The sequence below is a fragment of the Amycolatopsis roodepoortensis genome (assembly GCF_014873915.1).
In the GTDB taxonomy this organism is placed as follows: domain Bacteria; phylum Actinomycetota; class Actinomycetes; order Mycobacteriales; family Pseudonocardiaceae; genus Amycolatopsis; species Amycolatopsis roodepoortensis.
This window is the reverse complement of the sequence record NZ_JADBEJ010000008.1, coordinates 1,044,812-1,063,258: the sequence shown is the minus strand read 5'-3', so window position 1 is coordinate 1,063,258 and position 18,447 is coordinate 1,044,812. Positions and strand designations below refer to the sequence as shown.

Annotated in this window: 18 protein-coding genes; 7 read left to right on the top strand and 11 right to left on the bottom strand. The window is 69.5% G+C overall.

Translation table 11 applies throughout. The features are described from left to right. Positions 1-340: 340 nt before the first annotated feature. The 3 genes from H4W30_RS42890 to H4W30_RS42880 all read right to left on the bottom strand — a co-directional run bounded on the left by H4W30_RS42890 (position 341) and on the right by H4W30_RS42880 (position 2,838). Positions 341-937 (bottom strand): response regulator transcription factor, encoded by a 597-nt coding sequence (locus H4W30_RS42890; protein ID WP_003073605.1) that lies wholly within the window; start codon positions 935-937, stop codon positions 341-343. 140 nt (positions 938-1,077) lie between these two features. Beyond that, positions 1,078-1,917: a hypothetical protein gene (locus H4W30_RS42885; protein WP_192747865.1), complete on the bottom strand. Its 840-nt coding sequence runs from the start codon at positions 1,915-1,917 to the stop codon at positions 1,078-1,080. Positions 1,918-1,926: 9 nt separating this feature from the next. Continuing rightward, positions 1,927-2,838: a MerR family transcriptional regulator gene (locus H4W30_RS42880; protein WP_192748034.1), complete on the bottom strand. Its 912-nt coding sequence runs from the start codon at positions 2,836-2,838 to the stop codon at positions 1,927-1,929. A gap of 248 nt (positions 2,839-3,086) precedes the next feature. Here H4W30_RS42880 and H4W30_RS42875 point away from each other — a divergent pair, with 248 nt between their 5' ends. Then, on the top strand, positions 3,087-3,389 hold the full coding sequence (locus H4W30_RS42875; RefSeq protein ID WP_034305019.1) for a WhiB family transcriptional regulator: 303 nt from the start codon (positions 3,087-3,089) through the stop codon (positions 3,387-3,389). Positions 3,390-3,644: 255 nt separating this feature from the next. On the opposite strand, the gene groL is transcribed toward H4W30_RS42875, so the two are convergent. From groL to H4W30_RS42860, 3 genes are all read right to left on the bottom strand, one after another. Beyond that, a complete protein-coding gene (gene groL / locus H4W30_RS42870; RefSeq protein WP_192747864.1) occupies positions 3,645-5,258 on the bottom strand; it encodes a chaperonin GroEL in 1,614 nt (537 codons plus the stop codon). A 100-nt stretch (positions 5,259-5,358) separates the two neighbouring features. Continuing rightward, positions 5,359-5,652, bottom strand: a complete 294-nt coding sequence (groES, locus tag H4W30_RS42865; RefSeq protein ID WP_009072407.1) for a co-chaperone GroES — start codon at positions 5,650-5,652, stop codon at positions 5,359-5,361. Positions 5,653-5,869: 217 nt separating this feature from the next. Further along, positions 5,870-6,508, bottom strand: coding sequence for an HAD family hydrolase (locus H4W30_RS42860; RefSeq protein ID WP_192747863.1), 639 nt, complete (start codon positions 6,506-6,508; stop codon positions 5,870-5,872). 141 nt (positions 6,509-6,649) lie between these two features. Here H4W30_RS42860 and H4W30_RS42855 point away from each other — a divergent pair, with 141 nt between their 5' ends. After that, complete coding sequence (locus H4W30_RS42855) at positions 6,650-8,545, top strand: N-acetylmuramoyl-L-alanine amidase (RefSeq protein ID WP_192747862.1); 1,896 nt, start codon at positions 6,650-6,652, stop codon at positions 8,543-8,545. A 15-nt stretch (positions 8,546-8,560) separates the two neighbouring features. Here H4W30_RS42855 and H4W30_RS42850 read toward each other — a convergent pair whose 3' ends face one another. Both H4W30_RS42850 and xrtP read right to left on the bottom strand, forming a co-directional pair. Next, the gene (locus tag H4W30_RS42850; protein WP_034304376.1) at positions 8,561-9,949 is read right to left on the bottom strand and encodes a glycosyltransferase; all 1,389 of its coding nucleotides are present in this window, start codon (positions 9,947-9,949) and stop codon (positions 8,561-8,563) included. Further along, positions 9,949-10,452, bottom strand: coding sequence for an exosortase P (xrtP, locus tag H4W30_RS42845; protein ID WP_034304374.1), 504 nt, complete (start codon positions 10,450-10,452; stop codon positions 9,949-9,951). The genes H4W30_RS42850 and xrtP overlap by 1 nt, the downstream gene beginning before the upstream one ends. Before the next feature lie 431 nt (positions 10,453-10,883). On the opposite strand from xrtP, the gene H4W30_RS42840 reads away from it, so the two are divergent. The 3 genes from H4W30_RS42840 to wecB all read left to right on the top strand — a co-directional run bounded on the left by H4W30_RS42840 (position 10,884) and on the right by wecB (position 13,117). Continuing rightward, on the top strand, positions 10,884-11,660 hold the full coding sequence (locus H4W30_RS42840; RefSeq protein ID WP_192747861.1) for a choice-of-anchor P family protein: 777 nt from the start codon (positions 10,884-10,886) through the stop codon (positions 11,658-11,660). 21 nt (positions 11,661-11,681) lie between these two features. Continuing rightward, positions 11,682-11,861, top strand: coding sequence for an LPXTG cell wall anchor domain-containing protein (locus tag H4W30_RS42835; RefSeq protein WP_007031099.1), 180 nt, complete (start codon positions 11,682-11,684; stop codon positions 11,859-11,861). Between the two features lie 104 nt (positions 11,862-11,965). Continuing rightward, positions 11,966-13,117: a non-hydrolyzing UDP-N-acetylglucosamine 2-epimerase gene (wecB, locus tag H4W30_RS42830; RefSeq protein WP_126736664.1), complete on the top strand. Its 1,152-nt coding sequence runs from the start codon at positions 11,966-11,968 to the stop codon at positions 13,115-13,117. Here the strand turns inward: wecB and tsaD are convergent. The 3 genes from tsaD to tsaB are packed head-to-tail and all read right to left on the bottom strand — an operon-like array spanning position 13,114 to position 15,295. Continuing rightward, entirely contained in the window at positions 13,114-14,160 is a 1,047-nt protein-coding gene (tsaD, locus tag H4W30_RS42825; protein WP_192747860.1) for a tRNA (adenosine(37)-N6)-threonylcarbamoyltransferase complex transferase subunit TsaD, read from the bottom strand. The genes wecB and tsaD overlap by 4 nt on opposite strands. Continuing rightward, positions 14,160-14,639 carry a ribosomal protein S18-alanine N-acetyltransferase gene (gene rimI, locus H4W30_RS42820; protein ID WP_192747859.1) on the bottom strand — a complete coding sequence of 160 codons (480 nt, stop codon included), beginning with the start codon at positions 14,637-14,639 and terminating at the stop codon, positions 14,160-14,162. Before rimI ends, tsaD begins: the two co-directional genes overlap by 1 nt. Beyond that, the gene (gene tsaB / locus H4W30_RS42815; RefSeq protein ID WP_034304364.1) at positions 14,636-15,295 is read right to left on the bottom strand and encodes a tRNA (adenosine(37)-N6)-threonylcarbamoyltransferase complex dimerization subunit type 1 TsaB; all 660 of its coding nucleotides are present in this window, start codon (positions 15,293-15,295) and stop codon (positions 14,636-14,638) included. The genes rimI and tsaB overlap by 4 nt, the downstream gene beginning before the upstream one ends. A gap of 385 nt (positions 15,296-15,680) precedes the next feature. Here tsaB and H4W30_RS42810 point away from each other — a divergent pair, with 385 nt between their 5' ends. Further along, complete coding sequence (locus H4W30_RS42810; protein ID WP_192747858.1) at positions 15,681-17,102, top strand: acyl-CoA synthetase; 1,422 nt, start codon at positions 15,681-15,683, stop codon at positions 17,100-17,102. Beyond that, positions 17,099-18,433 carry a carboxyl transferase domain-containing protein gene (locus tag H4W30_RS42805; RefSeq protein ID WP_192747857.1) on the top strand — a complete coding sequence of 445 codons (1,335 nt, stop codon included), beginning with the start codon at positions 17,099-17,101 and terminating at the stop codon, positions 18,431-18,433. The genes H4W30_RS42810 and H4W30_RS42805 overlap by 4 nt, the downstream gene beginning before the upstream one ends. Positions 18,434-18,447: the final 14 nt, after the last annotated feature.

Below are 18,447 nucleotides of genomic sequence, written 5' to 3'. Positions count from 1 at the left end.
GAGTCCGGCGTGTGACTTCGGAATCCACTACCGGTGACAGCTACCGTACCGCTCGGGCTCGCCGCCTTCGTTGACGGCCGTCATCGGCGCGCCGCCTGCCGGCGAGCGCGCTGAACCCGGATCTTCCTGGTCCCTTTCGCTCGTGGCCGAAATCCGACGAGCCGGAACACAGCGGGGTACGACGGTCCGCCCGGAGGCGGACTCGCTCGGGCCAGGGTGCCCGAGCGGTGAACATAAAAGCGCGAAGCGTGACAGGGAACACAGGTACGGGCCAGGGGTACACCCCCGGCCCGTTCGTCACCCGTTGTGCGATCTCGCCGTTGAAATCAAGAAAGCGTTGTCAGGAAACAAGCCCACGACGGAATCCGTGGGCGACCGCCTGAGCGCGGTCTCGCACGCCGAGCTTGCGGAACAAGCGGCGCGCGTGGGTCTTCACGGTGTCTTCGGACAGATACAGCTCGCGGCCGATCTGCCCGTTGCTCTTGCCCTGGCTCATCCCGCGAAGCACCTGAAGCTCTCGCTCGGTGAGCTGGACGCCGGGGTCGGACGGCTGGCGCGGCGCCGGCACCGAGGTGCTGGCGAGCGTGTGCGCCAGTGCGGCGACCAGCTCGGGACGCGAGGCGTCCCAGCGCAGGTAGCCGCGGGCTCCGCCGGCGATGGCGGCGGCGATGCTGCCCGCGTCGTCCGGGGCGCCGAACACGATCACGTTCGCTTGGGGGTTCGCCGAGACGAGCCGCCGGGTGGCTTCGACGCCGGTCGGGACGGCGCGCTGGGTACCGACCAGCACGACGTCGACCGGCTGACGGGAGTACCGGGCCAGCAGCTCGTCACCGTGCGCTACGCAGTCGATGCGACTGACCCCTGGGACCGCGGACATCACTCGAGTGAGCCCTTCGCGGACACTGCGTCGGTCGTCGCAGATCAAGACCGTCGTCACGGGGTTTCCTTCCTGCAGCCGGGTGACATTCCACTTCCCCTATCGGACGCTTTAGCCCGAACCTTGACACGATCCGGTGGCTTTTTTTGAAAGTTCTTAGCCCGGTTGCCGGAATGGGCCCTCCAACAGGCTAGACGCCATCAGAGCGGTACCCACGGAGATTCCCGGGCGAGCCACCTCCCGCAAGGATCCGCATGCCGTAACACTGCGTGCAACACTTCCGCCCCTCTGAATCGATACTCATCGGCGTGTCCTGCCCCGAAGTCCGCCCCGACCAGGCACGCCACCCACAGAAGTGAATTGAATTCGTATTTTTCGGCGGTTTCGCGCGCGCTCTCGACCAGCGCTTTCGCGCGCTCCCGCTCAGCGGAACCGGCATTCGCGATCGTCACGGCGAGTACAAGCTGTGATTTGACGACGTGCCGGCAGGCGCCCCTGGCGCGCGCGGTTTCCCACGCCATTTCCGCAGGTGCGATCGCCGCGGCGGAAATGTTACTCGCCAGTTCGATTTCCGCGCCGACCCAGCCCGCCCTCGTCCGGGTCCGCCAGTCGCCGGTGTGCGCGCCCGCACGGGCGAGCAACCTCCGGGCGGCGGTGAGCCTGCCGCGCCCCAGATTGTCCGCCGCGAGGCCGAGGAGGGCGTCCGCCCGCGCCCCCTCGGCGTCCAGACCGTCAGGGTCGGGTTCGCCTCGCGGCTCCGTGATCACCCGCGCGAGCGCCTCACCGTCGAGGACCAGGGCCGCCGCGTGCCCGCCCAGCTGCCGCCGATGCGAGGCCAGCGTGCTCGCGGCCAGCGACGCGACCACCGGATCCTTGCCTGTGCGCAAATCGTTCAGCAGCGTGGCCGCCGCCGCGTACCGGCCGCGGGCGCCGAGCCCGATCGCGGCGAGCAACCGGCCGCGAGGCGACACGGGCACCGCGAAGGAGCTCGGCGGCGGCAGGCCGTCGCCGAACGCGGCGGACCGCAAGGACGATTCCATGCGTCCTTTCTATCGCCTCGCACCGACAAGAACGTGCTCGATCCGGTCGGCGGCGGTCGTGAGTTCGCCGAGCAGTTCGATCTTGTCCGGGAGGGTGGCGGGATCCCAGCCGGGACCGCACGCGAAGAGCCTGCTGCGCTGACGGCCACGGGACACTCTGGCGAACAGACGAGGGTCCGCCGTCGCGCGCCGTCCCGACCAGAGGACCACCGCCGCCGGGACGCTGCGGCGCACGGTCACGGCGAGCACTTCGGCGGGTAGGGACGCCCCGAACAGCTGAGCGCCGATCCGGCGTCCCGCCAGCGCCGCGGCGAGCGCGTACATGGGCAGGTTGTCGCGCTCGTCCGGCACGCAGGTCAGCAGGACCGGGCGCTGGTTACGCGGTTCGCGCAGCACCGGCGTCGCGCGGACGAGGGCGGCGTACACGCATTCGGCGAGCAGATACTCGACCTCCGCGCCGGCGCTGACACCGCGCCAGCGCGCGCCGAGCGCTGTCAGGACCGGCGAGACGACACCGGTCCACGCGGGCAGGACACCGAGTTCGCGGATCGTGTCGGCGAGCATGCGCTGGACCGCGCCGAAGTCCATCGCGAGCGCGGCGGTGCTCAAGCGCCTGGCGAGACGGGACGGAACGTCGTGATCTTCGGCTGGCGCCGCGGCGCGCTCCTCCACCTGGACCACGACGGCCTCCGGCGGCTCCGTCGCCGTCCGGGGCATCTGCTCCAGCGCGTACTTCGCCGCTTCAGCCGTCGAGGCGCCGCGAAGCAGCGCGCGCTGCATCAGTTCGAGGCGGCCGATGTCGGAGCTGCCGTAGCGACGGTGACGGCCGTTGGTGTGGCGGCTCGGTCCTACGCCGTATCTGCGGTCCCAGGTGCGCAGGGTGGACGGCGCGACCCCGAGCCGACGAGCGACCGAGGCCACCGGCAGGGTGGGTTCTTCACTGCTGATCCGAGATCCCACTCGACCCAATATCCAGGCAGCCAGGGACGGCGGCAACCGGAACGGAAAGTACCGCTCACACATCCGGGGGATGCCTAACGGCTGAATCGTCTTGAATCTCTTGAACAAGTATTGGCGCGCTTCTAACGTTACCGCCGTTGCACCGAATGGAGTATCCGCAGCGCAGCAGAGCAGGTAAACGCTTCGACCGGATGACGGAGGCGGTCAGGATGGCGGACACACGCAGGCTCCCGGGGCCCAACGCGGATGTATGGGACTGGCAGCTCGAAGGGTCGTGCCGAGGCATGGACAGCGCGTCCTTCTTTCACCCTGACGGCGAGCGCGGGCCGGCCAGAGCCCGCCGCGAGGCGAGGGCCAAAGCCGTGTGCCTGGCCTGCCCGGTACTGGCCATGTGCCGGAACCACGCGCTCGCCGTGCACGAGCCGTACGGGATCTGGGGCGGGCTGTCGGAATCGGAACGCGAGCACATCATCAAGGCGGACAAGCGCCAATTGAGCATGTCGAACGGCTGATCCGGCCGAGTCGGCGACGCGGAAGGGCGGCATCCGGGTGGGGTGCCGCCCTTCCGCGTCTCCGGCGTCGGATCGCGTTTAGCCCGCTAAACGCAGGTCCGCCCGGCCGCCGCTCCCCGCCCCGGATCGCGATTAGCCCGCTAAACGCAGGTCGGCGGCAGATCGCGATTAGGGGGCTAAACGCAGGTCGGCGAGCGGGTGCAGCAAAACGGGGCGGCACTCCGGATGGAGTACCGCCCCGCTTCAGGGGTGGAACTAGTGCGCGTGGCCGTGACCGGCCGCGGCGGGCTCCTCCTCGACCGGCTTCTCGACGACGGAGCTCTCCGTCGTGAGCACGAGCCGGGCGATGGAAGCGGCGTTCGCCACCGCGGACCGGGTCACCTTGACCGGGTCGACGATGCCGGCGGCCAGCAGGTCGGTGAGCTCACCGGTGGCGGCGTTGAAGCCGTGCCCCCAGCTCTGCTCCTGGACCTTGTTCACGATGACCGCGCCCTCGTGGCCCGCGTTGGTCGCGATCCAGAACAGCGGGGCGGACAGCGCGTCGCGGACGATGCGGACACCGGTCGCTTCGTCGCCCTCGAGGCCGAGGCCGCCGTCGAGCTCCTTGACCGCGTGCACCAGCGCCGAACCACCGCCGGGCAGGATGCCCTCTTCGACGGCCGCCTTGGTCGAAGCCACGGCGTCCTCGATGCGGTGCTTACGCTCGTTCAGCTCGGTCTCGGTGGCCGCGCCGACCTTGATCACCGCGACACCGCCGCCGAGCTTCGCCAGCCGCTCCTGCAGCTTCTCGCGGTCCCAGTCGGAGTCGGTGTTCTCGATCTCCTTGCGGATCTGCGCGACGCGCGCGGCGATGTCGTCCTTCGTGCCGGCACCGTCGACGAGCGTGGTGTCGTCCTTGGTGACGACGATCCGGCGCGCGTTGCCCAGCTGGGCCAGCGTGGTCTCGGACAGCTTGTGCCCGATCTCGGCCGAGATGACCTCGCCGCCGGTGACGACCGCGAGGTCGTCCAGGAACGCCTTGCGGCGGTCACCGAAGAACGGCGCCTTGACCGCGACGGCGGTGATCGTCTTGCGCAGCGAGTTCACCACGAGGGTGGACAGCGCTTCGCCGTCGACGTCCTCGGCGATGATCAGCAGCGGCTTCTTGGCCTCGACGACCTTCTCCAGCACCGGGAGCAGGTCGGCCAGGGCCGAGATCTTCTCGCGGACCAGCAGGATGTAGGCGTCCTCGAGGATCGCCTTCTGCTCCTCCGGGTTGGTCGCGAAGTGCGCCGACAGGAAACCCTTGTCGAACTGCACACCCTCGGTGATCACGAGCTCGGTCGCCAGCGTGGACGACTCCTCGATCGTGATGACGCCGTCTTCGCCGACCCGCTCGACGGCCTCGCCGAGCAGGGCGCCGATGGCCGCGTCACGGGAGGTGACGGTGCCGACCTGGGCGATGTTGTCGCGACCCTTGACCGGGGTCGCCTTCTCCTTGAGGACCGCGATGACCTTCTCCGCGGCGGCCTCGATGCCACGGCCGACGGCGGTCGGGTTGGCACCGGCGGCGACGTTGCGCAGGCCGACCTTCACCAACGACTGCGCGAGCACGGTCGCGGTCGTGGTGCCGTCACCGGCGACGTCGTTGGTCTTGGTGGCGACGCTCTTGGCGAGCTGGGCGCCGAGGTTCTCGAACGCGTCGTCGAGCTCGATCTCACGAGCGACGGTGACGCCGTCGAGGGTGATGGTCGGGCCACCGAACTTCTTGTCGAGCACGACGTGGCGACCGCGCGGGCCGAGGGTGACCTTGACCGCGTCGGCGAGCTTGTTCACCCCGCGCTCGAGCGCGCGACGAGCGTCCTCGTCGAAACTGATCTGCTTGGGCATGGCCTGTTCCGCTTACCTTCCAGTTCTAAAGCTCGGAAAACACGAACGCCCCGTCCCCCGGCAATGCGGGGCCCGGGGCGTCATGCGCTGAGAGCGGACGTCAGTTGATGACGGCCAGCACGTCGCGAGCGGAAAGGATCAGGTAGTCCTCACCGTTGTACTTCACTTCGGTGCCGCCGTACTTGGAGTAGATGACGACGTCGCCGACAGCCACGTCCAGCGGAACGCGGTTGCCCTTGTCGTCGATGCGGCCCGGGCCCACGGCCAGAACCTTGCCCTCCTGGGGCTTCTCCTTGGCGGTGTCGGGGATGACGAGGCCGGAAGCGGTCGTCTCCTCGGCCTCACTCGTCTGGACAACGATCTTGTCCTCGAGCGGCTTGATGTTCACGCTCACCGGGTTGACCTCCACGGTCGTCGAAAGCGTTGGCAGGATTAGTTACGGCTCCTACCACCCCCGCCGTCGCGGGTGCCGGGGCGTGTTCGGGCCGTGCAATTAGCACTCTAGCCATGTGAGTGCCAGCTTCGCAAGGAGGGTCCGCTCACCCCGGGGAATCTCCCCCGCCGAGCCCCTGACCGGCGGTTTTCCTCCGCCCGGCACCACCGGATCGCGATTAGCCCGCTAAACGCAAGTCCGCGAGGTCGGTCACCAGGGCATCGGGGTCCAGGGCCGCGAGGGCTCGGCGCTTGGCGGGTGTCTTCGCCAGGGCGATCGAAGCGACGCCGGCGGCGCGGGCGGCCAGAATGTCCGCGGCCGAGTCGCCGACCATCACGCACTGCCCCGGCGACGTGCCGAGAGCCTTCACCGCGGCGTCGAGGAGCACCGGCTGAGGCTTCAGCTTCGCGGGGTCGCTCGTCGTCCGCGCGCTGATCCCGCGAACGAACTCGGCAAGCTCGTGCAGCCCTAGGAAGGCCCGGATCGCGTCGACGGAGTTGTTGCTGACGATCGTCACCGTGAACCCCTGCGCACGCCAGTCACGGAGCACGCCGGCAACACCGGGCGACGGCGAAATCTGCGCGACGGCCTCCCCCTCGAAGCGGCTGAGCTGCCGCTCGACGACATGCGCGGCGTTCGGGCCGCACGAGGCCGCGAACCGGAGCACGTCGAACGGATCGTCCGAGGCGATCACCTCGGGCTCGACGAGACGCTTGAGCCTGTCCGCGACCTCGCTCGCCGGCAGCCTGGCGAACAGGTCGCACACCGGCCCGTCGAAGTCGAGGAAGACGTGGTCCTTCTCCCGCAGAAGCTCCATGCCCCCACCTTGCCACCGACCTGCGTTTAGCCCCCTAATCGCGATCTGAAGGGGCCTTACGGACCAAGCCGGTTTCTGGTTAGGTTCCGACCATTGGGGTCGGTCCTGTTCAGCAGACCTAGTCACTGGGGGTATACGCCCATGCCGCGTCCCTTCCGTCCCGTAACCCTCGAGCCGCTCCGGCGCCGGTCCAAACGGACCGCCGGGCTCGCGGTCCTCGCCCTCGCCGCCGGCCTTCTCGCCGCGGTCCCCGCCGAAGCCGCCCCCACGGACCAGCAGCGTCAGCGGGACTTCGCGGCCGCCGCGCGGGAGTTCGGCGTCCCCGAGAACGTCCTGCTCGGCGTCTCCTTCCTGGAGTCACGCTGGGACTTCAACGCGGGCACGCCCAGCACGTCCGCCGGGTACGGCCCGATGCACCTGACCGACTTGCGCGAAGCGGGCACGGGCACGCATCACGACGAAGGCGAGGAGGACCCGCGCGGCGACGACGCTCGCCCGGCGAAACTCCCCGCGACTCCGGCGCCGAAGCCTCCCCCGCCCGGCCTCCAGACGATCGACGACGCGGCCGCGCTGATCGGTCAGGACGTCGCGACGCTGCGCACGAACACCACGCAGAACATCCGCGGTGGCGCCGCTCTGCTGGCGAAGTACCAGCGCGAGACCGGCGACTGGCGGGCCGCCGTCGCGCGCTACAGCGGTGCGAAGGACGCGGAGGGTGCGCAGTCCTTCGCCGACGAAGTCTTCGACACCATCTCCAAGGGCGTCAGCCGCAGGACCGACGACGGCCAGAAAGTCACCCTCGCCGCGTCACCGGCGAGCCCGGCGCGCGCCCAGGCCGAAGACCCGAAGATCGAGTGCCCGAAGAAGATCTCGTGCCTTTCGGTGCCGGCGCCGTACCAGGAGCTGCCGAACAACGACTACGGCAACCACGACAAGGCGGACCGGCCGAAGAGCCAGAAGGTCGAATACATCATCATCCACGACACCGAGGGCTACTGGGACACGGCGATGGACCTCGTCACCGACCCGACGTACGTGAGCTGGCACTACACGATCCGCTCGTCCGACGGCCAGATCGCGCAGCACGTGCCGACCAAGGACGTCGCCTGGCACGCGGGCAACTGGTACGTCAACGCGAAGTCCGTCGGCATCGAGCACGAAGGCTTCGCCGCGAAGGGCACTTGGTACACGGAGGCGATGTACCGCACCTCCGCGAAGCTCGTCGGCTACCTCGCGCGGAAGTACGACATCCCGCTCGACCGCGCGCACATCCTCGGCCACGACAACGTCCCCGGCACGCTCCCCTCGACGATCCGGGGCATGCACTGGGATCCGGGCCCGTACTGGGACTGGGCGCACTACTTCGACCTGATGGGCGCGCCGCTTTCCGGTTTCGGCCGTCCCGGCTCACCGCTGGTGACCATCACCCCGGACTTCGCCACGAACCAGCCCGCGTTCACCGGCTGCGAGGCCGCCGGAAAGCCTTGCCCGGCAAGGGGTTCCGGTTCGGTCGTGCTGCGCAGTGAGCCGAGCGACTCGGCGCCGCTGCTCAAGGACATCGGCCTGCGCCCGGACGGTTCGGCGAGCACGATGGCCGTTTCCGACATCGGCAGCCGGGCCGAGACCGGCCAGCGGTACGTCGTCGCCGAGCGCCGTGACGGCTGGACGGCGATCTGGTACCTCGGCCAGAAGGGCTGGTTCCGCGACCAGCGCACGACGAGCCCGGCGTTCGGCCTGGTCGTCACGCCGAAGCCCGGCCTGGCGACCGTGCCGGTGTTCGGCCGCGCGTACCCCGAAGCCGAGGCCTACCCGGCGAACGTTCCGGTACAGCAGGTCGTCCCGCTGCCGTACACGTTCTCGGCCGGGCAGCGGTACTCCGTCGGCAACGTGCTCGGCTCCGAGTACTACTCGGCGACGACGTTCGACCCGGCGAACCACGTGGTCGTCAAGGGCAAGACGAAGTACGTGCAGATCCAGTTCGGACACCGCATCGCCTTCGTGAAGGCGGATGACGTCCGGATCCTGCCCGCGCTCTGAAAGCCGTCCCCGGGGTCAGGAGTCCAGCGCGACCTTGACCCCGGGGGCGTGCTCGGTGTTCCGCCGCGTCTTCGACCAGCCGTTGCGGCCGCGCACCAGCCGGAACAGCGCCCGCCACGACGTGATGTAGAACGTGTAGATGTACAGCGCGTAGGCGAAGCCCATCCCCAGTCCACGTAGGACATTGCGGCTCTTCAGGCATTTGAACTGGTAGATCGGGCCCCAGACGATGAACGGCAGCAGCCCGAACGAACCGTAGATGGCGAACAGGATCCACGCGCCGTCGTCGGCGAACCAGGTCCACACCTGCGCCGGATCGCCGGCGGTGCTGAAGAGCAGCAGGATGAACGGGATCGGGTAGAGCAACGAGCCGAGCAGCTGCATCCACGGCTGCGCGAGGTAGTACATCATCTCCGCCGCGCCCAGCGTGCTCACGTGCGGTGAATCCCAGATCCGCCGGAGATATCGCGAACACTGCATCGTGCCCTGGCCCCAGCGCGTGCGCTGCACCAGGAACCGCCGCAGGCTGTACAGACCTTCCTGCTTCACATGGGAATCCGGGGTGTAGCCGGTCCGCCAGCCCGCGGTCAGCAGGTGCACGCCGAGTTCGAAATCCTCCAGCAGCGAACCGCGCCACGGCTGTTCGTCCGGCCCGGCGATCGAGTCCAATGCGGACAGTCGCGTGAACTGACCGTTGCCGCCCATGGAGATCGTGCCGGTGAAGCCGCGCGAGGTCTGGATGGCCGCGATGGCCGTGCGGAACTCCAGATCCTGCATCTGGGCCAGTTTCAGCCCGAAAGCACGCGAAAACCAGTTCTTCCCCGGCGGCCGGGTGTCGGCGTTGCCCATCCAGACGTCGAGCTGGACGGCGCCGATCGTCTCGTCGCCGAAGAGATGGTCCGCGGCGCACACCTCCAGGCAGTTCGCCGCCGGCCGCCCGTCCGCGTCGACGACCACGACGACCACGTCGTCACGGCTCGCGTCCGGGCCCATCCAGTCGTTGAGCGCCTGGTACGCCGCGTTGAGCGCGTCGCCCTTGCCCGTCCTCGCCTCCGGACGGCGCCGGGGAACGAGGTGCAGGTACGGGTCGTAGCCGCCGTTGCGGCGCCAGATCGACCTCACCACCCGCGCCGTGCGGTCCTCGGAGTCGTCGTCGACGACCCAGACATGCGCGTGCCGGAACGTCGACCGCAGGTACCGCACCGTTTCCCGGATGACGGTCTGTTCGTCCCGGCACGGAACGAAGAAGTGCCAGGTGAAGTCGGCGGCGTCGCCGACGGGGGCGGGTTTGCGCCGCAGGTACGGCACGACGATCACGACCACGTACACGATGAACGCCACGCTCATCGTGAGCGCGAACGCCTGCGTGATCGCCAGCAGGATCTTGATCGAGCCGCCGCCCATCAGGCGGCCACGCGTTCGGCACGGGGCTTGCGGGTGCTCAGCCAGACGAACAGCACGAGGGCGATCGCGCCGCCGAGGACGCTGACCATCGAACCGAGCAGGGTGTGTCCCCAGTAATAACCTTCGTCGATACCCATCACGTTCACGAGACCGACGATGGCCAAAACCCTCATCTGATTGACAAGAATGACGACGATCGCGGAAATGAGCAACGAGGTGAAGAGTCGCTTCGCATTTTTCGGACGGAAATACAACATGACGGCGGTCACCAGAAGCAGTGGCAGCAACATGAATGCCGACGAGCATTCCGGAGTCATTCTTAACCCGAGTGGAGTATCGCCCGACAACCCAAAGTAGACAGTCTCGCGTTCACCGGCGACGAAGACACCCGATGTGGTGATAACCCTCAGTATCAGGCCGGAGAGTTGCACTTCGAAGACCCGGTACAGACGTTCGGCCAGCACCAGGCCGACCGCGACGGCGAGCACCGCCAGCACCGCCATACGCAGCGGAAACCGGCTGGAACTCGGCAAAGGAGCGCTCGCAACGGCCACGGTGACCCTCTCAGGAAAGACGCAGCAGACGACGGGGATCCGGCACAGCGGACAGGAACTCGCCGACGAGAGTAAGCCAGCGGGAACCGGCCCTTTCGACCGGGGTTCACATTTCCAACGTGATCATGGGCCCTTTCGGCACGATCGTGGAGAAACTGACTAGGCCGAAAGAGTGACGCCTCCGGCGACCTGCGGTAAATGTCCCGCAAGATCACCTGATCCGGTGATCCTCGCAGTTTTTTGTTCAATTTAAGAAACACTCACCGATAGACGGTCCGCGAGCCGAGTCAGGCCAGCTGAGGATTCGTCCGCGGCGGTTGTGCCCTCGTGCCGACCGCAGATCAAGAGAAACTCCCCCACCAATCAATTCGGAGGACCAGTTGAAGAACACGCACCTCTTGCGACGAGGTGGACTGCTCGCCGCTGTGGTGGCGAGCGTGGCCATCGCCGGCGCGGCGCCCGCCTCGGCGGCCCCCGGCGACGGCTCCGCGTACGGCGTCAAGGTCGATGTGAAACTCCTCGGCCTCGACGCGGTGAAAGCCGGGCCGCTCGCCGAGGCGAAGACCTCCGGGCCGACCGCCAACAGCCTCGCGAAGGTCGACCTCACCGGCGTGCTCACCGCGGGCGCGATCAACACCGAAGCCAAGCGCGATGACAACTCCGGTGCCGTGACCGCCAAGGCCAGCACCGCCGATGTCGGTTTGCCGCTGCTGAAGAGCGCACTCGGTAACGTCGGCGTCAAGGTCGTCGAAGCCACCTGCACCGCGACCCAGAAGGGTGTGCAGGGTGCGACCAACCTGGTCGGCGCGAACCTCGGCAGTGCGGGGACGGTCGACTCGACGCCCGCGCCGAACACGCAGATCAAGGTCGGCCTCGGCACCGTCAACGTCGCGACGATCATCCTGAACGAGCAGATCAAGAACCAGGACGGCAGCCTCACGGTCAACGCCATCCACGTGAAGCTGCTCGGCGAAGCCCTCACCCCGCTCGGTTCCGGTGACGTGATCGTCTCGTCGGCGACCTGCGGTCCGGCCGGTCTGCCCGTGCCGCTCGCTTCGGGCGCGGGGCTGTGGATCGGTCTCGGCCTGCTCGGTGCCGTCGCCATCCCGGTCGGTATCCGCGTCGTCCGCAACCGGCGTCCGGCGACCACCGCCTGACCTGGGTGAAGTGAGGTCGAAATGTACAAGTTGCCTGGCGCCGGAGTCGGCGTCGCCGGTGGCGGGGTGGGTGCCCTCGCCGCCACCGGGGCCGATGTCGGCTGGTGGCTGGCCGTCGGGGTGATCCTGCTGGTTCTCGGAACCATCGCGGTCATCGCGGGCTATCGCCGCACGAAACGGCTCGGCGAGATGGGGAGCTGACGCTTCCCCGGAAGGAACGGCCGCCGGCGTGGGCCCCTCGCGCGCCGGCGGCCATCACCCGCGTTTTGCGGGACACTCGAAATGTGGATGAGGAGCGCGAACGCGTGGATGTGATGTTGCTGGCCGGAACGCGGCCGGAGGCGGTCAAGCTCGCGCCGCTGGCGTTGGCGCTGGCGGAGCACCCGCACCTACGGCCCTTCGTCGTCCACAGCGGACAGCATCAGGGCATGGTCGAACAGGCGCTGATCCCGTTCGGACTGCCGGTCGACGCCTGGCTCGACACCCCGCCCAGGACCACCGGCACCCAGGCGGAACTCGTTTCCGGGCTACTGCCCGCGCTCGACGACGTGCTGCGCCGTGTCTCCCCGGCCGCGGTCGTCGTCCAGGGCGACACCACGACGGGGCTGGCCGGCGCGCTCGCCGCGTTCTGGCAGGGCATCCCGGTCGTGCATCTGGAAGCGGGCCTGCGCACGCACGACCTCGCCGCGCCGTTCCCCGAAGAGGGGACACGGCAGATGATCTCGCGGATCGCCGCCCTGCATCTCGCGCCGACACCGGCCGCCGCGGCCGCCCTGCGCACGGAAGGTGTTCCGCGCCAGCGGATCGCGGTCACCGGCAACACCGTCGTCGACGCCGTGATCGCGATCGCCGAGCGGGATCTCCCGGCGCGGGACACCGCGCTCGCCTTGCTGGAGATGGAAATCGCCGAGGCCGGTGAACGCCTCGTCCTCGTGACGTCGCATCGGCGCGAGTCCTGGGGCGAGCCGTTGAGCCGCACGCTGGCCGCCATCGAACTGATCGTCGCGGAGCACAGCGACGTCCAAGTGCTGTTCCCGGTGCATCCCAATCCGGCGGTGCGGGATCAGGTGACGACCGCACTCGGCGGGACCCCGCGGGTGACGATCACCGAGCCGCTCGAGTATCCCGACCTCGTGCGCGCGCTGCGGCTCGCGGAACTCGTCCTGACCGATTCCGGTGGTATCCAAGAGGAAGCGCCGACGTTCGGCACGCCCGTCCTCGTGCTCCGCGACGTCACCGAACGGCGCGAAGCCATTGAGGCGGGCTGCGCCTGGCTGGTCGGGACGGACACCGGTCTCATCGCGGACACCGCGGCGAAGGTCCTGCGTGGCGACCTCCATCCGACGCACGCCGGAAACCCTTACGGTGACGGCAATGCCGCCGCGTTGTCGGTGGCCGCGCTGGAGGAACTGCTCAATCTCGCCCCAGCGCCGCGCACCGCCGCCGAATCGCGTTAGATCGAGACGATCTGCACCGGCAACGCCGGATTCGCGGAGAAATCGAGCGATGCGCGCGGCCGTCCGGCGGCGACCACGTGCGCGCCGAGCGCGGCGATCATCGCGCCGTTGTCCGTGCACAGCCGCGGCCGCGGGACCCGCAGGGTGATCCCGGCTTCGGCGCAGCGCTCGGCGGCGAGTTCGGACAGTCGCGAATTCGCCGCCACACCACCGGAGATCACCAGTGTGTCGACGCCGTGTTCCTTGGCGGCTCGGATCGCCTTCATGGTGAGCACGTCGGCGACGGCCTCCTGGAACGACGCGGCGACGTCGTCGACGGGAATGTCCTCGCCGCGGCGTTCGGCGCCTTCGACCCAGCGCGCGACGGCGGTTTTCAGGCCGGAGAAGGAGAAATCGAATTTGGCGTCACGCGGGCCGGTCATCCCGCGGGGGAACGCGATCGCCGCGCCGTCGCCGTTCTTGGCGGCCTTGTCGATGGGCGGGCCGCCGGGATACGGCAGGCCGAGCACGCGGGCGACCTTGTCGTAGGCCTCGCCTGCCGCGTCGTCCACAGTGGACCCGAGCTCGGTGATCTCGGACGCGATGTCGTCCACCAGCAGCAATTGCGTGTGCCCGCCCGAAACGAGCAACGCGAGACAGCGGTCGGGCAGCGGGCCGTGCTGGAGCGTGTCGACGGCGATGTGCCCGGCCAGGTGATTCACGCCGTAGAGCGGGATGTCGAGCGCGGCGGCGTAGGCCTTGGCCGCGGCGACGCCGACCAAGAGCGCACCCGCGAGGCCTGGTCCCGCGGTAACCGCGATCGCGTCCACATCGGACAGTTTCAAGCCGGCCTTGTCGAAGGCTCGCGCGACCGTCGGGACCATCGCCTCCAGGTGCGCGCGGCTGGCGACCTCGGGCACGACGCCGCCGAAGCGGGCATGCTGGTCGACGCTGGAGGCGACCTCGTCGGCGAGCAGCTCGACCGTGTTGTCGTCGTGCAGACGGACGAGACCGACGCCGGTCTCGTCGCACGAACTCTCGATGCCCATGATGATGCGCGGCATCAGCCCGCCACCTCGTCTCGGACCTGGGCCCGCGGGCGGGCCATCGTGTAGGCGTCGGCGCCGGAGGGCTGGTAGTAGCGCTTCCGGAGACCGACGCGTTCGAAACCGTGCCGCTCGTAGAGCGTGATCGCCGCGTCGTTGTCGGTGCGGACTTCGAGGAAGACCGGCGCGGCGAGTTGGTCCGCGCGATCGAGGAGCGCCTTCAGCAACGTGGTGCCGATGCCCTTGCGCTGGTAGGCCGGGTCGACGCCGATCGTGTGGATGCTCGCCTCGTAGTCGCCGCGGCGGCCGACGACGGCGAGCCCGGCGTAACCGATGACCTCGTCGCTTTCATCCGGCCGGGCGACCAGGTAGTAGCCGCCGCCGTCCAGTTCCGCGTGGAAGGCGTAGGCGCTCCACGGCGAATCGCCGGGGAAGAGGATCTTCTCTATCTCGACACAGCGGGGAATGTCCTTGCGGCGTAAGGGTTCCAGCCTCACGGCGTGGTCACCTTCTTGCGCGCGGCCGGTTCGACGGCGTCCGGGCGACGGAGGTACAGCGGGGTGAGCGGGGCGGGCTCGTTGTCAAAGTCCTTGCGGGCGGCCTTGACCAGCCCGATGGGCGACGGGAAGCGCGGCTCGATCGGCTGGACGCCGAGGGCGTCCGCGTAGAGGAGGGCGCCGTCGCCCGCCGCGACCTTGATGGTGGTCTGGAGGTCGGCAGGCCGCTCGACGTGGGGGCCGTCGGTGCGCGAGCCGTCGGCGGCGTACGCGGCCCAGTAGACCTCGCGGCGCCTCGCGTCGGTGAGGACGAGGAAAGGCGCTTCGCCGGGGGCGACGTCGGCGGCGATCGCGTCGAGGCTGCACACCGGGTACGCGGGGATGCCGAGGGCGTGGGCGAGCGACGCGGCGGTGGCCATGCCGGCGCGAAGGCCGGTGAAGGGGCCGGGGCCGACGCCGCAGACGATGGCGTCGAGGTCGCGAAGCGTGACGCCCGCGGCCTTGACGGCTTCGAGGGCGTGGGGCGTGATCAGCTCGCCGTGCGCGCGCGGGTCGACCGTGACGCGGTCGCCGCGCGACTCGAGGACGTCGCCGTCCAGGGCGACGAGGCCCGCGGTGACCGCCGGGGTCGAGGTGTCGATGGCCAGTACCAGCACGGTTACCCAGCCTACGACCAGCGCCCCGGAGCGCGTTTAGCGGGCTAAACGCGATCGGGTGGCGCGGCCGCTCCCCCTGCGCCGGATCGCGTTTAGCCCGCTAAACGCGACGCGCGCCGGGGCCCCGCACCCCGGTCCCGCGCCCCACCGCCGGATCGCAATTAGGGGGCTAAAGTCGCTCCCGCTCTCCCGCCCGCATGTCGCGTTTAGCGGGCTAAACGCGATCCGGTGGCCTCGGCGCTCCAGACCCTCAGATCGCGATTAGGGGGCTAAACGCAGGTCGGCCTGCCGTGTGAAGCAGGTCGCAGGGGTGCGGGTGGGCAGCGCGGTACGGTCCTGCGAGGGCCACGCGCCCGGCCGGCGGAGTCGAGCAGGAGGTCACAAAGTGCCCGATCGGTTGTTCCCCACGCTGGCGAGCGGCTCGGCCAAAGAGGCGCTCCGCTTCGGCGACACCTCCCTCACCTACGACGACCTTGCGGCCGTCGCCGGCACACTTGCCCGCGACCTCCCGAGCGGCCGCGTCGCGGTCTGGGCGACGCCGTCGGTGCACACCAGCGTCGCCGTCGTCGCCGCCCTGCTCGCAGGCGTCCCCGCCATCCCGCTCAACCCGAAGATCGGCGAACGCGAGCTCGCGCACATCCTCACCGACAGCGAGCCCGTCCTCATACTCGCCGAACCGGGCACCGACCTGCCCACGGGACTCAGCGGCCTGCCGCGCCGCGACATCGTCCTCGAAGGCACGCCCGTCGATCTCCCCGCGGAACCGGACGCCGAAGCCCCGGCGCTGATCGTCTACACCTCCGGCACCACCGGCCCGCCCAAGGGCGTCGTCCTCCCCCGGCGCGCCATCTCGACCACCCTCGACGCGCTCGAGGACGCCTGGGAATGGACCGCCGACGACGTCCTGGTCCACGGTCTCCCGCTGTTCCACGTGCACGGCCTGATCCTCGGCATCCTGGGACCGCTCCGGCGCGGCGGCTCGGTCCGGCATCTCGGTCGCTTCTCGACCGAAGGCGTCGCACGCGAACTCGCTTCCGGAGCGACGATGATGTTCGGCGTCCCGACCATGTACCACCGCATCGCGGGCGAAGTCGGCGAAGACCCGTCGCTCGCCGAGGCGCTCAGCAGCGCCCGGCTGCTCGTCTCCGGGTCGGCCGCGCTGCCCGTCCACGATCACCAGCGCATCACCGCGGCGACCGGCCGCCGCGTGATCGAGCGCTACGGGATGACCGAGACCCTCATGAACACCAGCATCCGCGCCGACGGCGAGCACGTCCCCGGCACGGTCGGCGTCCCGCTGCGCGGCGTCGATCTACGGCTGGTCGACGAAGCGGGCCAGCCCGTCGAGGAGGTCGAGACCGTCGGCGAGATCCAGGTCCGCGGTCCGAACCTGTTCACCGAGTACCTCAACCGCCCCGACGCCACCGAAGCCGCCTTCGACGACGGCTGGTTCCGGACCGGCGACATGGCGACGCGCGACGCGGCCGGGTACGTGAAGATCGTCGGCCGGAAGGCGACGGATCTGATCAAGAGCGGCGGCTACAAGATCGGCGCGGGTGAGATCGAGAACGCGCTCATGGAGCATCCCGGCGTCGCGGAGGTGGCGGTCACCGGCGAGCCCGACGACGACCTCGGCGAGCGCATCGTGGCCTGGGTGGTGCCTGACGGAGAACGCCCGGCGGAGTCCGAACTCGCCGACCACGTCTCGCGCCTGTTGTCGCCGCACAAACGGCCTCGCGTGGTCCGCTACCTGGAGGCGTTGCCGCGCAACGACATGGGCAAGGTCATGAAACGGGCGCTCGGATGAGCAGGTCCTCGGCGCGGTCCGTCGTCAAGGAGATCGCGACCGGATTCGAGGATCTGGAGGTTCCGCGTTCCGAGGAACCGGACGACGGGCCGATCGGCTGGCCGGGGTACCGCTCGGCACGCGAGGCCGCCGAAAAGCGGACCGGAGAAGACGAGTCCGTGGTCTGCGGGATCGCCAGGATCGGCGACGTCGAGGCGATCGTGATCGCGTTCGAGTTCGGCTTCCTGGGCGGGTCGATCGGCCAGCGGACCGGTGATCGCGTCGAAGCGGCGTTCGCGCGGGCGGTCGGATCCCGGTTGCCGGTGGTGTCGCTGATCGCGACCGGCGGCAGCCGCATGCAGCACGGGATGCGGGCGCTTTCGCAGTTGCAGCGCATCGCGCGGGCGGCGGCCGGAGCCCGGTCGGTGCCGCAGATCTCGGTGCTGCGCGACCCGACGACGGGCGGCGGCTGGGCGACTCTCGGTGCGAGCGCCGACGTCGTTCTCGCGCTGCCCGGGGCGCAGGTCGGTTTCGCCGGTTCCCGCGTGCGGCCTGCCGACGCTTCCCCAGAGGCGTACACGGCCGAAGCGAAGCTCGCGTGGGGCCAGGTCGACCAGATCGTGGCGTCAGCCGACCTTCCCGCGGCACTGGAACGGTGGCTACGCCTTCTGACTTCGCCGACGCCGGAAGCCGCGGAGCCGCCGGGCGCGCTCGGAGCGACGGACTTGCCCGGCAGCGGGTGGGACGCGGTCCAAGCCGCGCGCTCCGCCGAGCGGCCGAGGGCGGCGGAGTATCTCGACGTGTACTTCGACTGGCGCGAGGAAGTCTCGGGCGATCGATGCGGCGGGGTCGACGCTGGTGTCTTGTGCGGCTTCGGCTGGCGCGGCGGCCGAGCGATCGCGTACGCGGCGCAGTGCGGGACACCGACGTCGCCCGCGGGTTTTCGGACGGCTGCGCGTCTGGTGCGGCTCGCGTCGAGGCTCGGAATCCCTGTCCTTACCCTCGTCGACACTCCGGGCGCGGCGAACGACGAGGCGGCCGAACGGGCCGGGGCCGGCGCGGCGATCGCGGAGTTGTTCGAGGCGGTCGCGAGTGCGGTCGTGCCGATCACGACCCTTGTGATCGGGGAAGGTGGCTCCGGGGGCGCGCTCGCGTTCGCGGCGCCGGGGTCGACGTGGGTGACGCCCGACGCGTACTTCTCGGTGACGTCGCCCGAGGCGGCCGCGGCGATCCTCAAGCTGCCCGCCGACGAGGTCCCCGCCCTCGCGGACCGGCTCCGCCTGCGCCCCCAAGACCTGGTGGACCTGGGAATCGCGCGCTCCGTCGTCGGCCCCGCGCCGACTTGCGTTTAGCCCCCTAATCGCGA

What these genes read in the sequence shown, in the direction of transcription:
- H4W30_RS42850 (WP_034304376.1), bottom strand. Translation starts at nt 9,949, where the DNA reads ATGGGCGGCGGCTCGATCAAGATCCTGCTGGCGATCACGCAGGCGTTC.
- H4W30_RS42855 (WP_192747862.1), top strand. Translation starts at nt 6,650, where the DNA reads ATGCCGCGTCCCTTCCGTCCCGTAACCCTCGAGCCGCTCCGGCGCCGG.
- xrtP (WP_034304374.1), bottom strand. Translation starts at nt 10,452, where the DNA reads ATGGCGGTGCTGGCGGTGCTCGCCGTCGCGGTCGGCCTGGTGCTGGCC.
- groL (WP_192747864.1), bottom strand. Translation starts at nt 5,258, where the DNA reads ATGCCCAAGCAGATCAGTTTCGACGAGGACGCTCGTCGCGCGCTCGAG.
- H4W30_RS42885 (WP_192747865.1), bottom strand. Translation starts at nt 1,917, where the DNA reads ATGGAATCGTCCTTGCGGTCCGCCGCGTTCGGCGACGGCCTGCCGCCG.
- H4W30_RS42875 (WP_034305019.1), top strand. Translation starts at nt 3,087, where the DNA reads ATGGCGGACACACGCAGGCTCCCGGGGCCCAACGCGGATGTATGGGAC.
- H4W30_RS42860 (WP_192747863.1), bottom strand. Translation starts at nt 6,508, where the DNA reads ATGGAGCTTCTGCGGGAGAAGGACCACGTCTTCCTCGACTTCGACGGG.
- tsaD (WP_192747860.1), bottom strand. Translation starts at nt 14,160, where the DNA reads ATGCCGCGCATCATCATGGGCATCGAGAGTTCGTGCGACGAGACCGGC.
- H4W30_RS42835 (WP_007031099.1), top strand. Translation starts at nt 11,682, where the DNA reads ATGTACAAGTTGCCTGGCGCCGGAGTCGGCGTCGCCGGTGGCGGGGTG.
- H4W30_RS42805 (WP_192747857.1), top strand. Translation starts at nt 17,099, where the DNA reads ATGAGCAGGTCCTCGGCGCGGTCCGTCGTCAAGGAGATCGCGACCGGA.